Origin of the sequence: Streptomyces sp. NPDC102462 (assembly GCF_044765425.1) — a bacterium.
GTDB lineage: Bacteria > Actinomycetota > Actinomycetes > Streptomycetales > Streptomycetaceae > Streptomyces.
The window spans coordinates 65,105-81,412 of sequence record NZ_JBIWKB010000021.1; the positions used below are offsets into that span (position 1 = coordinate 65,105).

Below are 16,308 nucleotides of genomic sequence, written 5' to 3' on the forward strand. Positions count from 1 at the left end.
GGCGTGACGGGTATGACGCATCGGCTTGGAGGTGTGACGCATCAGCGGCTCGCCTCCGGGTGGCGCAACTGGATCCCGTCGAAGAAACGGAACCGGGAATTGCGGTCCGAGCGCACGTTGTACGGAGGCTTCTGCAACTGCGCGGCGAACTTCTTCGCCGACACCGGTTCCTCGCCCTCCTGCTGGCACCACGCCTCGTAGGTGCCGCGCAGGGCACCGGACGGGGTCTGCATCCCTGCCGCGCCGGGCACGCCGATCACGCACATGTCGGCGATGAACCGGGCGATGGTGTCCTGCTCGCCCTGGTACTCCTCGGTTGCCTGCTGGACGGCGGCCGGGGTGGTGAGGCCGTGGCGGCCGTAGTCGGCGGCGCCGCGGATCAGCCAGGCGAGGATGGCGGGGCCCTCGCGGTCGACGAGGTATTCCTCCAGCCCGGTGTCGCGAAGGTGCTCGGGTACGGTGTGGAGGAACGGGACGAGGCGCAGGCGCCGCCAGAACGCGGGGCCGCCGGTACGGACGGCGGGCCGGTGGTTGCCGAGCAGCCACAGCGTGTGCGTGGGGGCGAAGGAGAAGAAGTCCTGCCGCATGAACCGGCCGGTGATGATGTCGCGACCGGTGAGCATCTTGATGCGGGCCTCGGCGAACCGCTGGCCGTCGTCGAGTTCGGAGGCGACGACGAGGCGGGCGCCAGCCAGGCGTGCGATCTCGGTGGGGTGACTGTTCGCGGACGAAGCGAGCAGCATCTCGGAGGGGGCGCTGATCGCGTAGCCGGTCTCGCCGATGCCAACGAGCCGCATCACGGTGTCGGCCAGCGTGCTCTTGCCGTTGGCCCCTTCGCCGAATGCGAAGGGGAGCAGCTGCTCAAGGACGGTACCGATGAGGGAGACGCCGAAGAGGCGCTGCACGTAGGTGATGAGGTCGGGGTCGTTGCCGAAGGTGTCGGCGAGGAAGGTGCGGAAGCGCGGCGCGTCGGCCTCGGCGTCGGGGGCGACGCTTGTGGATCTGGTGTGGAGCTGCTGGGGATCTGGGGATGAGAGCTGGCCGGTGCGCAGGTCGACCACCCCGGCGGGGGTGTTGAGCTGCCAGGGGTGGGCGTCGAGGGTGGCGACGGGGGCGACGATGCGGGGGTCGGTGCGGGCGACCTTGACCATGGATTCGAGGCCGCGTGCCGACAAGGAGCGGGCCTTGTGCTGAAGGTCGCCTTCGCCTTCGGGCAGGGAGCGGGCGATGTCGCGGGCGAGTTCGCTGACGTGGCCGCTCTCGTCCCACGCCCACCGGTGGCCGTCCCAGAGGAGCCATCCGCGTGAGGGACAGTAGCGGATCTCGTGAGCGTGTCGGTCGACCAGGCGCAGCGCGTTGCCGTCGTCGGTGCGGCTGTACGTCTCGGGGCTGGCGGCCGGGGCGTGCTCGTCGACCTGGAGGGCGGCCGTGCCGCCGACGGTGGGGGCGGGGTTGGGGACGACGGCGAGGTGCCGGGCGGTTTCGGGCGCGCGCTGACCGTAGCGGCGGCGGCGCAGCTCCTTCGCGGCGGCAGAGTGGTCGCCGCCGTGTTCGAGGAGGGCGTAGGCGCCGGGCTTGGTGTAGGGGGTCTCGGGCGTGAACTCGGTTGAGCTGGTGAAGACGTACAGGCGGTCGCGCTCGGGGTCGCGGCCGGTGGTGGCGGAGACGCCGATGGTCTTGCCGGGGCGCCGCCAGTAGGAGGTGTGCCCGGAGGTGAAGAGGAGCTGCCAGCCGTGGGGTTTGAGGATGTCGGCCCAGCTGGTGCGCTGCTCGAAGTCGTCGAGGGGGGACAGCCCGCCGTCGGGGGTTGGGCTGGTGCCGAACAGGAACGCGTCGGCGTCGCTTGCCGGGGTGGCCGGGCCGGGGGTGGGCTCGGGGGCCTGCGGCATCTGGTCGAGCATGCGGGCGATGTCGAACAGGGCGTCGCGTTCGTCGGCGGTGATGGTGGCGACGGTGGCGGGGCTGCCTGCGAGGAGTTCCCAGGGGTGGCCGGTGTCGTGGACGGGTCCGTGTGAGGGGGCCATGACGGACTGGCCGCCTTCGCCGCGGGTCTCGATGAGGTCGCGCTGGAAGACCTTGCCGGGCCGGTTGGCGAGGACGTCGCGTTCCCGGTCGGTGAGTTCTTCAGGGCGGGCGGGGCGGGCGGCGAGCTTGGTGTTGCTGCGGACGTGGCCGTCGGTGACGCGCCAGACGACGTGGATTCCGCCGCTGGGGGAGCGGTCGCAGTAGCCGCACTTGATGCGGTTCCACAGGTCGCCGAGCCCGGAGGCGTCGGCGATCTCGTTGAACTCCTGGGCGATGCCCTCGGCGACGGCGCGGCCTTCGAACTCGAACATCTCCAGTCCGCCGGACACAGCGCCCATGACGACGCCGAGGCCAGGGTGCCCGCTCGCGAACCAGCTGTGCAGTTGGGCGACGGTGGCGCGTTCGGTCTGGGCGTTCTTCCAGTCGCCGAGTGGCCGCTTGGTGCCGTCGGTGGCCACCCGGACGACGCTCGCGCCGGCGGTGTGCCAGGCGAGTGCGGTGGTGAGCGTGTCCGGCGGTGGCGTGGTGCTCAACGGGTGTGCTCCTCGGGGTTGTGCGGGGCCCGCCCGCCGCCTGCCGTCCGTATCCGTGGATGTGGATGTGAGGGGCGTGGGGAAGGGCGGCGGACGGGCGGACAGGGGACGGTCAGGCAGGCGTGCCGTTCATGACGGCCGTGTCGATCTGTTCGCCGATGGCCTTGACGACGTCCGCGAATGCGGTGCGCCGGATCTCATCCGGGCGTTCGAGCTTGTAGCCGAGGCGGAGGCCGTTCTGCCCGATGCGGTAGCGGAGTCGGGCGGTGAGCCGGTAGCCCTCGCTGCCCTCGAACGGCACCAGGCCGATGACGAAGGTCTCGGGGACGGTGAGCTGCCCCTTCTGCCCGGCCTTGGTGGTCTGCGTCTCGACGTACTGGAACTGCCGCTGTCCGCTGGTGAGTCGGGTGGCGGACTGGAAGTCGACCTTCTGCGCGGCCTGGAAGGACTGGGCGATTTCCAGCATGTCCGCGGCCGAGGGCTCCAGGAGTTCGGGGAGGTGGTCCTCCAGGAACTCGGCGAACGCCTCCTGGTCCAGCAGCTGGCCGTCCGAGTGCAGCCACTGCTTCCACGCGGTGGTTTCGCGCAGGGCGAGGTGGAGGCGGTGTCCGGCCCAGCGGGCGCGGTCGGCGGTGTGGGCGTCGAGGACGGCGGTGACGGTGAGCCGGTCGCTGTCGGCGTACACCTCGGACGCGTTGTCGTGGTGCTTCTCCCAGTAGGCCAGGAAGGATTCGCCGTCGCGGACGGTGGTGGTGCCGCGCTTCTGGCTGGGCTGGTCCTTGTACCCGTCGCCGGTGAGGTCGATCTGCTCGACGCCCTTGGGGGTGTGGAAGGCGTAGACCTTGCCCGGAGTCAGCTCGGCCGGCGGTGCGGAGCGGAGCGCGGTGTCGACGATGGTCTGCGCTTCGCCGTTGGTGGAGGCGCGTTCGGTGTAGGTCACGGTCAGGCGTCCTTGAAGGTGTCGGTGGCGGGGGCGGTGCGGAAGTCCATGGCCATCTGGCGGGGGTCCTCGCGGACGGGGTTGCCGTCGCCGTCGAGGAAGTAGAGGGACTTCACGGGGGTCGGCTTGGGGGCCTTGACGGTGGACTCGACTCCGATGGGCATCGGGGCGGAGTCGACGCCGTTGGTGGGCGGGTCGATGACGATGGTGATGGTCATCGAGCCCTTCTTGCCGTGGGTCTTCACGGCGTCGAGCAGGGTGTGGAACTCGGCGGAGAGTTCGGTGGAGGTGCGTCCGCCGAGGTGGCTGGCGAGGAAGGCGGCGACGTCGGTGTGCTCGGTCGTCGTCTCGGTCTGGCTGGTCACGGAGTGGTTCGCTTTCTCGGGTTGGTCCGCCCGCCGCCGCGTGTGCCAGCGGCGGCGCGGGGCGGGTCAGTTGGCCGGGGCGGTGGGAATGCCGGCGATGCGCTGGAGGCGGGCGATGCCGTCCGGGCGGTTGGCAGCGATGTCCATCGCGGCGGACAGTTCGGGGTAGGCGGTGGCGAGCCGGGCGGTGTGGAGGACGTCGGCGGCGTCGATCGCCTGCATGAGCAGGACGGTGAACCGGCCGGGCCGGAAGCCGCCCTGGGCGTCGTAGTGGAAGAGGACGTGCCGGGCGGTCTCGGCGTCGATGGTGACCTTGGCCATGGCGTGTGCTTTCTGCTGGGTCAGGCGGTCGGGAAGTGCTTGGCGATCTCGGCGCCGACGCCCTCGACGAGTGCGCGGCGTATGTCGTCGGGCATGTCGGGGCGGACGGCGAAGTGGAGGCGGAACCAGGGGCCGTTGTCGGTCTGCGCGGTGAGCTGTTCGGGCAGCGGCTCCAGTCCGTCGGCGCCGAGGTTGACGGCCCATTCGGAGACGTCGGCAGCGCCGCTGATCAGGTCGTGGATGCGACGTTGCGCGGCGTCCCATGCCTCGTCGTCGTCGCCGTCGGGGTCCAGCAATTCGCCCCAGGTCTTGCCGTCGCCGTCGGCCTCGGTCGAGGCGACGATGTCGTCCTCCATCCGCTCCCCGACCCCCATGAAGTCAGGGTCCTCGGTGAGGGCTGCGTGCTGGCTCGCGGCTTCTGCGCGAAGGTCGTCGTCGGTGTACGGGCGGTCGGTCACTGCCCGGTCCTTTCGGTGGTGGGTTGGCCCGCCCGCCGCCGCGCGGGTGGGCAGCGGTGGCGGGCGGTGCTGGCGGGGCCGCGGGTTAGAAGGGGGGCTCGTTGCCCTGCGGGGCGGCGGGGGCGGGCTGCGCGTAGTTGCTGGTGATCTCGCCCGTGACGGGGTTGACGCCGGCCGGTACGGCGGCCGGGGCCGGGGCGGCGTACTGCGCAGGCGGCGCGGCGGCCGGGGCGGTGGGCTGCTGGCCCTGCAACTGCGCGGCGGCTGCGGGCGTGTAGTGCGCCTCGTACTGCTTCGGCGGGCTGAACCCGCGCTGCTTCTGCTCGCCGTCGTGGCTGTAGCGGACGCGGAGAATGCCGCCGACCTCCAGGCCGCGCCCGCCCGCCTGGCGGACGGCATCGGCGACGGCGTTCTTCATCTGGCCCTTGACGAAGATGCGGCGCCGGCCGTCGTCGTCCTCGATGGACGGGTCGCGCTGGTCGGTCTGGACGGTGACGACGAGCTGCATCATCGGGTTGCCGTCGGCCCAGAACTTCTTGTCGCCGGTCTGGATGTCGCGCTGCTGCTCGACGCTCGGCTGCTCGGTGATGTGCCCGCCGACGACGGTGCCGGGGGTGGGGAACTTGGCGGTGGGGGCTCCGCCGCCGCCCATGAGGAAGCTGTTCGCGTCCACTGATACTCCTGTGCTTATGCGATGAGGGATTCGAAGCCGTGCCGCGCGGGGCGGTCGGCCTGGATGCCGGGGCAGCCGACGGTGAGGTCGGTCGAGCCGGGCTTGAACCACTCGCAGAACCGGCACTTCGCCTGTTCGCTCGTGGGAATCTGGGTCCACCAGCCGGGGCCGTAGTCGCTGGCCGCGGCGGCGGTGTTGGTGAGGCGGGCGCGGATGCGGTCGAGGCGGGCGAGTCCGTCGAGGGCGACCTGCCGGTCATAGGGCTCGGTCCAGACGTGGACGCGGAGTTCGTGGTAGCGGCCGACGAAGCAGATCGCGACGCGCTTCACGGTCTCGCCCGCGTTCTCCTGGCCGAGCCCGTACAGGTGGGCCTGGGTGCGGTACTGGGGGCCGGGGCCCTTGCGCCGGTACTCGTCCTGGCTGGTGTGGCCGACGAGCTTCCAGTCCCAGACGGTGCCGGTGAGCCGGTCGAACAGGTCGGTACTGCCCGCGACGATGGCGGCCTCAATGGGGCTGTCGTAGACGGTGACCCGTTCCTCGACCTTGTACCGCGGCCGGCCGTCCGGGAGCGTCGTCTGCTTCCGCTCGAACGCTTCTTCCATCCAGGTGTGGAAGCCGGTGCCGATGATGCTCGCGGCCGGGTCGCTCTCGCCGGCCGCGCGCGGCCAGTCGAGGAGCTTGTAGGTGAGGCGCCGCTCGCAGGGGTCGCCGACCTCGGACGGCCCGAGCCGCTTCTGGAGGGAGCGGGGAGCGTTGCGGGCGGTGTCGACGATGAGTGCGGCGATGCGCTCGGCGAGCATTTCGCCGACCTCGTCGGATCCACTGGTTCGCGGCGCCATCGCTCACGCCTCCTTCGCGGCCCAGGTCGCGCAGGCGGCATCCAGCTCGGCGTGCCGTTCCCACGAGTCGCCGATCAGGTCGCCGGTCCAGGTGGACCAGCCGCCGTCGAAGCTGGTGGGCCGGATCTCGCGGGAGATGACCTTGCGAGCGGCCTCCACGACGGCGGCCGGGCTTGCGTAGCCAACGACAGGCAGGACGGTCGGATATGCGCTGCTCCCGTCGTCCTTCAGCTCGGCGAACAACCACTGCGGGCCCTTGTCGGGCTCGCCCTGTTCGGCCTCGATGCCGGTGTGCCACTCCCAGATCAGCAGCAGCCCATGCGGCCAGGGGGTCCCGGCGGGGATGTCCTCGGCCATCTCGCCGACCGTGCCGCTCGGGTCGAGGGTGACCACCGCGTTGAGGTAGCAGTACGTGCCGCGGGTCTCGCCATCGTCGGTCCAGCAGTGATCGGTAAGATTCAGGCCGGCGGCGGTGAGCGCATCACGGACGGCGGTGATGTACGGGTCGTGCGGGAGTTCGCGGGTCATGCGTCTTCCTTGCTGGTCTTGTCGTTGAGCCCGAGCAGGTCGAGCAGATAGCGGAGGTCGTCGTGCGACCGGGCGTGCCGCAGCACGACCCGGGAGGCGGCGACGCGCTGCTCGGGCGTGACCTCGCGGTCGGCGGTGACGCGGTAGTCGCTGCCGCGTTCGACGTTCACCTGTGGCCTCGTTTCCAGCGGGCCAGCAGCGACGGCACGTCGAGCACGGCGTAGACGAGGAAGACGGCCCAGACGACGGCGCCCCAGAGGAGCCATTCGATCGCGGTCACGGGCGCTCACCGTCCAGCTCGGCGCGCAGCACCTGGGTGGGAGCGAACAGGCGGGTCAGCCGGTCGGCCGCAGCATCGGCCTTCGAGGTGAGCGCGTAGGCGATGGGGTCCTCGTCAGCGGGCCGCTCGTACTCGGCGAGCCGGGCCTCGGCGTGTGCCGCCCGCTCCCGCTGCCGCTCCATCAGCTCGTACTCCCACTTCGGAACGAGCACGTACTTCTCCCGCTCGGCCCGCAGCCGTGCCAGTTCGGCGGCCGTCTCCGGGGACTGGAGGAGTTGCGCGGAGTCCAGCGCGATGGCGATGCCGGCGGGGGTCTGGCGGCCCTGCTGCAGGGCGGCGGTGATGACGCCCGCCGCGGCGTTCACGGCCCGCGTGTTCACGCGTCACCGTCCTCGTCAACGAGTGCGGCGACCTCCGACCAGCGGCTGGCGACAGTGCGCAGCAACCGGCGCTCGCGGTCCATGGCAGTGGTCGCGGCGTCCCAGAGGTCGAGGTCGCGGCAGGACCAGATCTCCTCCTCGATGAGCTGGTCGAGCAGCGTCGGGTCCAGGGCGTCCAGCTCCCAGCTGCTGCGGCCGTGCTCGCGGATGTAGCCGCTGGCGCGCGAGTCGGTCAGCTTGGCCGGGTTGGGCGGTGGGTTGTGCTCCCGGACCTGGTCCATGTTCAGAGCGATCCGGCGGACATCGACGTGGGCCTCGAACAGCTCCAGGCGTTCGCGGATGTCCCGGGTCATGTCCACGCCGGATGGGTCGTGGTCGCCGAGGTGGATGATGACGGGCTTCTGGCCGGCACTCTGGTAGGCGATCATCCGCTGGGCTGCGCCCCACAGTTCGGACTGCGATGTGTAGCCGCGGCAGGAGAAGTAGTCGACGTCGTAGCGCTGGCACACTCCGGCGATCACGCCGACCAGGGCGTCTTTCTCGATCCACACCTCGACGCGGTGCGGCTGGCCCGCCCAGCGCTCGGTGCGGTAGCTGGAGGCTGCCGATCGGATGACCGAGTGCGGGCTGTCCCAGTGGGAGAGGCCGCGCAGGTTCCGGGTGCGGTCGACGATGTAATCCCAGTCGAGCAGGCCCGCCAGGCGTGCGTCGTTGACGACGCTGCCGAGCCGCTTGTACTCGGACTGCTTGTTGGGCAGCAGGTCCCGAGCGACGAACTGGTAGTACAACTGCCTCAGCGTCAAGTCGAAGCCCTGCCGTGCGTAGTCCCGGCAGATCTCCTCGGCCTTCTCGATTAGCGCCATGCTGCGCGGGCTGAACTTCCGCTCGATGTAAGCCTCGCGGGGCATCAGGCGCTCACCGCCGTGGTGTCGCGCGGTGCGTCGACCTGGGCGCGGCTGAGCGGTCCCTGGAATCCGGCGAGGTGGACGCGGACACCCTCGTACGTGGTGTCCACGGCCAGCCACGTGTTGGAGACCGTGGTGTGCAGCACGACAGCCGCCGGGTCCGCGCCGAGCGCGGTCCGCCACGCCTCGAACGCGGGGCCGTCGACCTGAACGTCCAAGCGCGCGTCGGTGTTGTACCTGGGGGCCGGCTCCTGGACGGTGATGTACGCGGCGGGCAGCGTGGGGTGCTGCTCGGCGAGCGCGGACAGCGCCTGAATGGCGGGGAGTTGCCCGCCGATCGTCGGCGGACTGATCGCGGTAGTCTCTGTGGTCACGGTGACCTCGGCTTTCTCTCGGTAGTTGAGGCGCCGGTCGGGGGTCGCCAGGCGGGCAAAGTCGGGCGGCCCTTCGGCGTTCAGGGGATTCGTCAGGCGACGGCCGTGGTGGCGCCGGACTCGCCCAGCAGCTGGGCGACGCGCGCGGCCTTGCTCTTCTTGGCCGTCTCGCTGCGGATACGGCGGGCCTGCGCCGAGCGGCGGGCCATCTCCGTGTAGTGCGCCTTCTTCAGCGCCTCAGCCGCGGCGGTGATCTGCTCCTCGGTGCCGTCCGGGTGCTTCTCGCGGGCCTGCTTGATGAACCGGTCGTGGTGCGACGCCTTGCGCGCGGCTGCCGTACGCGCGGACCGATCCGTCGTGTTGGCCCAGCTGTGGTATGCGGCGATGCGGTTCCGCATCGCGCGCTCGCTGGTGTTCAACAGAGCCTCCCTGGTTATCCACATCCACGGACGTGGATGCATCGGGCATGAAAAGAGCAGCGCGGTGGACGCCGACGGCTTGGGCGATCCGTGTCGCAACCTCGGGAGGGACCGTTGGGTACCGGCCGTGCAGGAGGTCGTCGATGCGGGTCTTGGAGGTGCCGGCGACTTCGGCCAGACGCCGGATGCTGAGCGGCCCTCCGGGTGCGCGCTTCATCAGCTTGCGCAGCAGGTCGCCGTCGGTCAGGCGCAGGCGTTCGTCTTTCACGGGCTTCTCCGTCCATCCACGTCCGTGGATGTGGATACCCAAGCACACCGCTTGAGCGTTGTCCACCACCGCAGGCCGCCAAGATTTAGCCAAGGCGGGCGAACGGCATATCATCCACATCCGTATTCATGGACAATGTTGCGCGTCACTCAAAGGGTTGTACTGGCTGACCTGCGACTTTGGTACCCCATACGGCGGGTGTTCTGGGACACCTGAGCGGAAAGAGGCACCTGATGACTCAGCGGCGGGACGCACTGACCGAGTTGGTGCAACAGCATGTCGGCACCCATACGGGTCCCGGCAAGATGAGCGTGGCCGCCTTCGTCAAGGTCGCCATCGACAAGGACACCGGGTACCAACCGAGTAATGGCCTCATCGGGAAGATCGTCCGCGGCCAGAGCTACGGGGTCGACCCCAAGCTGATCGGCGCCCTCGCGGCCGGCCTGCGTCTTGACCGGGAAATCGTCGCCGCCGCGGCCCACTTGCAGCTGATCGGCTACGAGGATTCCGAGCTGAAGAGCGGCGCCCCGGCCAGGCTGTTGCGCCGCCTGGATGCTGAACCAGGCGCGCCCGAGCGGGCCATGGCCGAGAAGTGGCGCTCGGAAGCCGGCCAGTAGCCCCGAGCGTATTGCCACTTCCCCACGCTGGTCGCGCACATTCCGCCTACCTGCTGCGTGAATCTGACTACGCGGCGTAGAGTGGTGCCGCCTCGCGCAGATCGAACGCGTGTGCGAACAGGGCTGTGCCCGGACAGTGGACACGCGGGACAAGGGGGGTCATGTGACCGTGCATCTCGAACGCGCCACCCTCACCGAAGGCGTACCCGTGATGTATGCAGACCAGGGGGAGCAGGTCAGAGCTGCCTACGACCCCGCCCAGATAGAAGAAGCCGCCGCGCTCGCCTGGCTCTGCATCAGCATCCCCAGGCTCGTGCGCGACGGCTTCGAGGTGGCGTACACCACCGCATGACAGTTACAGAGGGTGAACAGGAGGGAGAGCCCGATGTGCCGACCGGGCCCTCCTCCCTCTACAGCCGGTCCCCGGGAGACAGGGATCGATGCGCCAGCCGGGCCCGTTCGATGCCGGCCGATGCGGCATAACGAGACAGCATCTGCCGCGACCTCCAGCCCGTGATGCGCATCAGGTCGTCCTCGTTGCCGTTGTTCTTCTTCCACAGGTGCGCGAAGGTGTGCCGGAACTGATGCGGGTGCACCGGGTCGATTCCGGCCTCGGCGCACCGCCGTTTCAGCATCGTCCCCACGCCCCAGATTGTGAGCCGGTGGCCCTTCTGTCCGCGATCGCCCCACCATAGCCACATGTTCTCATCGAGCGGCTTGCCCTTGTGCTTCGCTGCGGCGCGCAGGTACCGGTCTAGGGCGGTCGCGCAGGTCCGGCCGAACGGCACCGGCCGCCATTTGTTGCCCTTGCCGAGGACGCGCAGCACCATCATGTCGAGGTCCAGATCGCCGACCCGACGGTCGGTCAGTTCGGACAGCCGCACGCCCGTATCCAGGAACAGGAAGAGGATGGCGGTGTCGCGGCGGTCGGCGTAGGTCTTTCCCCTGCACGCCTTGAAGAGCTTCCGGAGGTCGTCCTCGGAGATGACGGGCACCTCTTTCTCGGTGACCGCCGGCGGCTTCATCGTCCGCATGGGGGAACGTTCGATCTCTTCCTCGTCCTCCAACCAGTTGAAGAAGGTCCGCAGCGCCCGGTAATGCTGGTGCGCATTCGCCGCCGAGGTCCGCTTGATAGTGGCTGCGATGTACGCCTGAACGTGCTCGCGGTGGATCTCGCTGAGGTCGGTGGGTGCGGGGCGGATGGGAGTTCCGTCCTCGCTGATGGTCGAGTGGTAGCCGTCTTCTTCGTCGAGCAGGAACCAAGCGAGCGAGTTGACCGCGTATCCATAGATTCGGATGGTGTTGTCGGACTTGTTCTCGGACTTCAGGGCGCGCAGCCAGGAGGCGACCATGGGCCCGATGTCGTACCGCTCATCTGCCATGACCCCACGATGGTGTACACGATCGTGGATGGTCAAGGCGCTTGGTCTGGGAGCGATGTGCATCGCGCCAGAAATGAAAAAGACCAGCGTTTCCGCTGGTCAGAAGGTGTTTGCGCCCCCGGCAGGACTCGAACCTGCGGCCAAGCGCTTAGAAGGCGCCTGCTCTATCCACTGAGCTACGGGGGCCGGTGTGGTGGCCTCGTTCGTGGTGCCCGGGTGCGGGCCGATCCGTGACGTTGCCGGGGACAAGGATAGGGCTCCCGCATCCGTGTCCCTGTTGCTTCGCCTCCGTGGCTCAATGTGGAGGTTCGGTGAAGCGATCCTGATAATCGCAGGCAGGTGCGAATCGTGCATCGCTTTTGGCGCCTCGCGCACCGGGTGTTGTGCACTCGTTATGCCTGAGCTGTGCCCGTGTCCCAGTCATCCCTTCCGCCCGTTGTGTCCTGTCGGCACGCAGACAACGCCATATGCTTCAGAATTCCCCTAAAATTGGGCATTCTTCGCATGTGGTGACCTTGGACGTACGGCCTCAGCTGCTCGACGCACTTTCCGCCCTGCGCGACCGTGTCGCCGCCGCACGCTTTCCGCTGCCCCTGGCGGGGGCCCCACGCGCGCGTGCCAACCGCGACGAACTCCTCGCCCAGCTCGACGACTACCTGGTGCCCCGGTTGCGCAGCCCCGAAGCGCCCCTGCTGGCCGTCGTGGGCGGATCCACCGGCGCGGGCAAGTCGACGCTCGTCAACTCACTCGTGGGGCGGCGGGTCAGCGAGGCGGGCGTGCTGCGGCCGACCACCCGGACCCCGGTCCTGGTGTGCCATCCGGAGGACCATCACTGGTTCAGCGGGATGAGGGTGCTGCCCGCCCTCACGCGCGTGTGGGTGCCCCAGCAGGACCCGGGGGACGATCTGCTGCTCCCCGGCGAGGACCCCGCGCGCGTCCTGCGGATCGAGACCGCCGAGAGCCTTCCGCGCGGGCTCGCCCTGCTCGACGCCCCCGACATCGACTCCCTGGTCGCCGACAACCGCGTCCTCGCCGCCGCGCTGCTCTGCGCCGCCGACATCTGGATCATGGTCACCACGGCCGCCCGGTACGCCGACGCCGTGCCCTGGCACCTGCTGCGCACCGCCAAGGAGTACGACGCCACCCTGGTGACCGTCCTCGACCGGGTGCCCCACCAGGTCGTCTCCGAGGTCTCCCGGCAGTACGGCGCCCTGCTCACCAAGGCCGGCCTCGGCGAGGTGCCCCGCTTCACGGTGCCCGAGCTGCCCGAGTCCGCCTGGGGCGGCGGCCTGCTGCCCACCACCGCGGTGGCCCCGCTGTGGAACTGGCTCGCCCACCAGGCCCAGGACCCGGGCGCCCGGCAGCACATCATGGCGCGCACGGCGTACGGCGTCCTCGACTCGCTGAAGAAGCGCATGCCCGAACTGGCCGGCGCCGCCGCCGCCCAGTACGCGGCGGCGGTGCGGCTGGTCACCGCGGTCGACAGGGCGTACGAGACCGAGCACGCGCGCGTGCGGGGCCGGCTGAACTCCGGGACCGTGCTGGCCGGGGACGCGCTGAAGCGCTGGCGCGCCTTCCCCCTCGACTGCACCGCGGGTGAACTGCTCGACGCCCTGGTGGGGAGCCTGGCCGCGCTGCTTCTGTGCGCCGTCACCGCCGCCGACGAGCGCGTCGACGAGGCATGGCGGCGCGAGCCGGCCTCGACCGCACCGGGGCTCACCGAGCGCGATCCCTCGCCGGAGAGCGCCGAGCACCGGATCGGCCTCGCCGTACGGCGGTGGCGGCGCGAGGTCGAGGAGTACGCCGAGGAGGAGGTGCGCGAGCTGGAACGGAGCGTCGCGCCCGACCCGGAGGTCGTCGCGGCCCTGACCGCCACCGTCGTACTGGGCGGGCGCCGGGCCAGGACCGCCGGTGAGGGCCTTGCCGACCGCCTGGGCGCGCACCGCGCGACACGGCTGCGCGAGCGCGCCGGAAACCGGCTGGCCGAGTACCTGGACCGGGTCATGAACAGCGAACGTGAGCGCCGTCTCGCCCCGCTCGACGTCCTCGATGTCCACCCCGAACCCCAGGCCGAACTCATCGCCGCCCTGTCCGTACTGCAGAAGGAGAGGTGACCGGTGACCGCCGTCACTGACCAGGACCACACGGAGCACACCGATCACACCGGCGACACGGCCTCGCGGAAGGCCGCTCCGAGCAGCGAGAAGCCTGAGAGCGCCCCTGCTGCAGAGCCCGGGAACGCCGTCCCCGGAGCGGACGCGGCCGAGACCGGCCACGCCGACGAGGGCGGCGAGCCAGAGCGGGCCCGGAGGCGAGACGCCGACTCTGACACCGACATCGACACCGGCTCCGGCTCCGGCTCTGGCTCCGGCGACGACGCCGGGCACGCGCGCGTGATGGACGATCCTGGGGGGCACGTACGCATGACGGACGAACCTGCGGACCACGCGCGCGTGGCGGACGAGACCGCCGCGTCGGGGACCACGGACGCCGCGGACGCCAGGGGATCTGCGGACGCCAGGGGATCTGCGGGCGTCAGGGAGTCCGCGGGCGTCAGGGGATCTGCGGGCGTCGGGGAGTCCGCGGGTGGGAGGGATGCGGCACGTGGCACGGGCGCCACCCGGTCTCCGGATCCCATCAGTCCCATGGGCTCCACAGGCCAGACCGACTCCACTGGCCCCAGCACCACCCCGGAGTCGGCGGGCGGCATGGAGTCCGTGGAGGGCGCGGACTCCGCGGGCGCCTGGGACGACGGGCTCATCGCGCGGCGCGTGACCGAGACCGCCGACGCCGACCAGCCCTCCCTGGTCGAGCCCCGCGCGTCGACTCCGCAGACCTCGGCGGCACTGGCGTACGACGGCCCGCTGCGCTCGCAACTGGACGCCCTGCGTGAACTGGTCGGGCTCTCCCGTACCCGGCTCGACAGCGTCACCCTCGCCGAGGCGGGCCGGGTGCTGGACGAGGCGGCGGCACGGCGCAAGCTCTCCGGGCAGCACACCGTCGTCGCCATCGCGGGTGCCACCGGCAGCGGCAAGTCCCAGTTGTTCAACACCCTCGCCGGGGTGACCATCTCGGAGACCGGGGTACGGCGGCCGACCACCGCCGCGCCCATCGCGTGCAGTTGGAGTGACGGCGCGGCGACCCTCATCGACCGGCTGGGCATCCCGGGACGGCTGCGCAGGCGTCCGCTGCAGAGCCCGGAGGCCGAGGCGCAGCTACGGGGACTGGTCCTGATCGACCTGCCCGACCACGACTCGGCCGCCGTGCAGCACCGCGAGCAGGTGGACCGCATCCTCAAGCTCGTGGACGCGGTGATCTGGGTCGTCGATCCGGAGAAGTACGCGGACGCCGTCCTGCACGAGCGCTACCTGCGGCCCCTGGCGGGACACGCGGAGGTCATGTTCGTCGTCCTCAACCAGATCGACCGGCTCCCCGGTGACGCCGCCCACCAGGTACTCGATGATCTGCGCCGGCTGCTGGACGAGGACGGGGTCGCCCTCGGCGAGCACGGCGAGCCGGGCGCGACCGTGCTCAGCCTGTCCGCGCTCACCGGCCAGGGCATCCCCGAACTGCGCGAGGCCCTTGGCCGGTTCGTCACCGAGCGCGGCGCGCCGGCCCGCCGTATCTCGGCCGACGTGGACGCCGCCGCGGTCGGGCTGCGGCCCGTGTACGCCACCGGGCGGCGCTCCGGGCTCACCGAGGAGGCGCGGGAGGAGTTCTCCGCGCGGCTCGCGGACGCCGTGGGCGCCACGGCGGCGGGCGAGGCCGCCGAACGCGCCTGGCTGCGCAACGCCAACCGGGCCTGCGGAACGCCCTGGCTGCGGCTGTGGCGCTGGTACCAGAAACGGCTCGACGCGCCCACCGGGCGGCTGCTCGTGCGTACCCAGGCGGACGAGGAGGCCACGGCGCGGCAGCGCGTCGAGCAGGCGGTGCGTACGGTGTCGGACCGGGCGTCGGCCGGGCTGCCCGCGCCGTGGGCGCAGGCGGTGCGCGAGGCGGCCGTACGGGGCTCCCAGGGGCTGCCCGAGGCGCTGGACGAACTGGCGGCACGGACCGGGCTGTCGCCGAGCAGGCCGCCGCGGCCGGGCTGGTGGCCGGCGGCGGTGCTGGTCCAGGCGGCCATGACCCTGGTCCAGATCGTGGGCGGGCTGTGGCTGGTCGGGCAGATCGTCGGGGTCATGGCGCCGAATCTGGGGGTGCCGGTGCTGCTGATGGTGGCCGGCATCGTGGGCGGGCCGATCGTCGAGTGGAGCTGCCGGATGGCGGCGCGCGGGCCCGCACGGCGGTACGGGCAGGAGGCGGAACGCCGATTGCGCGAGGCCGCGGCGGGTTGCGGCCGGGCCCGGGTACTGGACGCACTGGCCGCGGAACTCCTGCGCTACCAGGAGGTACGCGAACAGTACGGCCGAGTCACCCGATCCCCAGCGGGCGTGGGCTAGCCCAACGCCAGCCACCGGCGGACCGCCACGCAACGGGTGCGGCCGACACCAGCGGACGGGGCGCGCGTCGGCGGGCGGCGCCGGTGGGTTCGGCGGATGTCGGTGGGCGGTGACGGGGCGGGGCATCGGGGGCCCGGTGGGTGCGGCACCGGCGGGTCAGCCGTGGATCGAGGGCACCCTGGTTCCGCGGCGCGTTGGTCCAGCGCCCCCGTGGCCCGCAGCCTGTTGCCCTGCAGCCCACTGAGCCCGGCGCGCCCGTGCGTCCGTAGCGGCCGTGGATCCGGGACACCGTGGTCTCGCGGCGTCTGTTGGTCCTGGTCCGGCGCACCCCCTGAGCCCACAGGTCGCGTGGATCCGGGGCACCCAGAGCCCGCGTGAGCCCGGCGCACCCGTGAGCCTGCAGTCCCCGTGAGCCCGCAGTCCTCGTCGGCCCGCGGCCGCTTGAACCCGCGGTCCCCGTCCGCTCGCAGTCCCCGTGAGCCCGCAGTCCTCGTCGGCCCGCGGCCGCTTGAACCCGCGGTCCCCGTCCGCTCGCAGTCCCCGTGAGCCCGCAGTCCTCGTC

Annotated in this window: 18 protein-coding genes, 1 tRNA gene and 1 pseudogene; 4 read left to right on the forward strand and 16 right to left on the reverse strand. The window is 70.9% G+C overall.

The genetic code is table 11. The features are described from left to right. Positions 1-41: 41 nt before the first annotated feature. From ACIRFL_RS19885 to ACIRFL_RS19950, 14 genes and pseudogenes are all read right to left on the reverse strand, one after another. Positions 42-2,558, reverse strand: a complete 2,517-nt coding sequence (locus tag ACIRFL_RS19885) for a phage/plasmid primase, P4 family (RefSeq protein WP_404030008.1) — start codon at positions 2,556-2,558, stop codon at positions 42-44. Between the two features lie 112 nt (positions 2,559-2,670). Continuing rightward, positions 2,671-3,498, reverse strand: a complete 828-nt coding sequence (locus tag ACIRFL_RS19890) for a DUF2303 family protein (protein ID WP_404030010.1) — start codon at positions 3,496-3,498, stop codon at positions 2,671-2,673. Between the two features lie 2 nt (positions 3,499-3,500). Next, complete coding sequence (locus tag ACIRFL_RS19895; protein WP_404030011.1) at positions 3,501-3,863, reverse strand: hypothetical protein; 363 nt, start codon at positions 3,861-3,863, stop codon at positions 3,501-3,503. 66 nt (positions 3,864-3,929) lie between these two features. Continuing rightward, a complete protein-coding gene (locus ACIRFL_RS19900) occupies positions 3,930-4,184 on the reverse strand; it encodes a hypothetical protein (protein ID WP_404030013.1) in 255 nt (84 codons plus the stop codon). 20 nt (positions 4,185-4,204) lie between these two features. Further along, the gene (locus ACIRFL_RS19905) at positions 4,205-4,642 is read right to left on the reverse strand and encodes a hypothetical protein (protein ID WP_404030015.1); all 438 of its coding nucleotides are present in this window, start codon (positions 4,640-4,642) and stop codon (positions 4,205-4,207) included. Positions 4,643-4,727: 85 nt separating this feature from the next. Continuing rightward, positions 4,728-5,315, reverse strand: coding sequence for a hypothetical protein (locus tag ACIRFL_RS19910; protein WP_404030017.1), 588 nt, complete (start codon positions 5,313-5,315; stop codon positions 4,728-4,730). Positions 5,316-5,329: 14 nt separating this feature from the next. Next, complete coding sequence (locus ACIRFL_RS19915) at positions 5,330-6,154, reverse strand: hypothetical protein (RefSeq protein WP_404030018.1); 825 nt, start codon at positions 6,152-6,154, stop codon at positions 5,330-5,332. Positions 6,155-6,157: 3 nt separating this feature from the next. Continuing rightward, positions 6,158-6,682, reverse strand: a complete 525-nt coding sequence (locus ACIRFL_RS19920; RefSeq protein ID WP_404030020.1) for a hypothetical protein — start codon at positions 6,680-6,682, stop codon at positions 6,158-6,160. Continuing rightward, on the reverse strand, positions 6,679-6,852 hold the full coding sequence (locus ACIRFL_RS19925; RefSeq protein WP_404030022.1) for a hypothetical protein: 174 nt from the start codon (positions 6,850-6,852) through the stop codon (positions 6,679-6,681). Before ACIRFL_RS19925 ends, ACIRFL_RS19920 begins: the two co-directional genes overlap by 4 nt. A gap of 106 nt (positions 6,853-6,958) precedes the next feature. Continuing rightward, positions 6,959-7,342, reverse strand: a complete 384-nt coding sequence (locus tag ACIRFL_RS19930) for a hypothetical protein (protein WP_404030024.1) — start codon at positions 7,340-7,342, stop codon at positions 6,959-6,961. Next, the gene (locus ACIRFL_RS19935) at positions 7,339-8,250 is read right to left on the reverse strand and encodes a hypothetical protein (protein WP_404030026.1); all 912 of its coding nucleotides are present in this window, start codon (positions 8,248-8,250) and stop codon (positions 7,339-7,341) included. Before ACIRFL_RS19935 ends, ACIRFL_RS19930 begins: the two co-directional genes overlap by 4 nt. Further along, positions 8,250-8,621 carry a hypothetical protein gene (locus tag ACIRFL_RS19940; protein ID WP_404030028.1) on the reverse strand — a complete coding sequence of 124 codons (372 nt, stop codon included), beginning with the start codon at positions 8,619-8,621 and terminating at the stop codon, positions 8,250-8,252. The genes ACIRFL_RS19935 and ACIRFL_RS19940 overlap by 1 nt, the downstream gene beginning before the upstream one ends. 92 nt (positions 8,622-8,713) lie before the next feature. Next, positions 8,714-9,040 (reverse strand): hypothetical protein, encoded by a 327-nt coding sequence (locus ACIRFL_RS19945; protein ID WP_404030029.1) that lies wholly within the window; start codon positions 9,038-9,040, stop codon positions 8,714-8,716. A 70-nt stretch (positions 9,041-9,110) separates the two neighbouring features. Then, positions 9,111-9,428: pseudogene (locus tag ACIRFL_RS19950) on the reverse strand (helix-turn-helix domain-containing protein); the annotation flags it as partial. Between the two features lie 113 nt (positions 9,429-9,541). Between ACIRFL_RS19950 and ACIRFL_RS19955 the strand changes: the two are divergent. Together ACIRFL_RS19955 and ACIRFL_RS19960 are read left to right on the forward strand one after the other, a co-directional pair. Beyond that, a complete protein-coding gene (locus ACIRFL_RS19955) occupies positions 9,542-9,925 on the forward strand; it encodes a hypothetical protein (protein WP_404030031.1) in 384 nt (127 codons plus the stop codon). A gap of 163 nt (positions 9,926-10,088) precedes the next feature. After that, positions 10,089-10,277, forward strand: a complete 189-nt coding sequence (locus tag ACIRFL_RS19960; RefSeq protein WP_404030033.1) for a hypothetical protein — start codon at positions 10,089-10,091, stop codon at positions 10,275-10,277. Positions 10,278-10,335: 58 nt separating this feature from the next. On the opposite strand, the gene ACIRFL_RS19965 is transcribed toward ACIRFL_RS19960, so the two are convergent. Both ACIRFL_RS19965 and ACIRFL_RS19970 read right to left on the reverse strand, forming a co-directional pair. Further along, positions 10,336-11,307, reverse strand: a complete 972-nt coding sequence (locus ACIRFL_RS19965; protein WP_404030035.1) for a tyrosine-type recombinase/integrase — start codon at positions 11,305-11,307, stop codon at positions 10,336-10,338. 113 nt (positions 11,308-11,420) lie between these two features. Beyond that, positions 11,421-11,493 (reverse strand) — tRNA-Arg (locus ACIRFL_RS19970). A 320-nt stretch (positions 11,494-11,813) separates the two neighbouring features. Here ACIRFL_RS19970 and ACIRFL_RS19975 point away from each other — a divergent pair. Next, on the forward strand, positions 11,814-13,421 hold the full coding sequence (locus ACIRFL_RS19975) for a GTPase domain-containing protein (protein ID WP_404030036.1): 1,608 nt from the start codon (positions 11,814-11,816) through the stop codon (positions 13,419-13,421). Between the two features lie 309 nt (positions 13,422-13,730). After that, positions 13,731-15,746: a GTPase gene (locus tag ACIRFL_RS19980; RefSeq protein WP_404030114.1), complete on the forward strand. Its 2,016-nt coding sequence runs from the start codon at positions 13,731-13,733 to the stop codon at positions 15,744-15,746. The last annotated feature ends 562 nt before the right edge of the window (positions 15,747-16,308 follow it).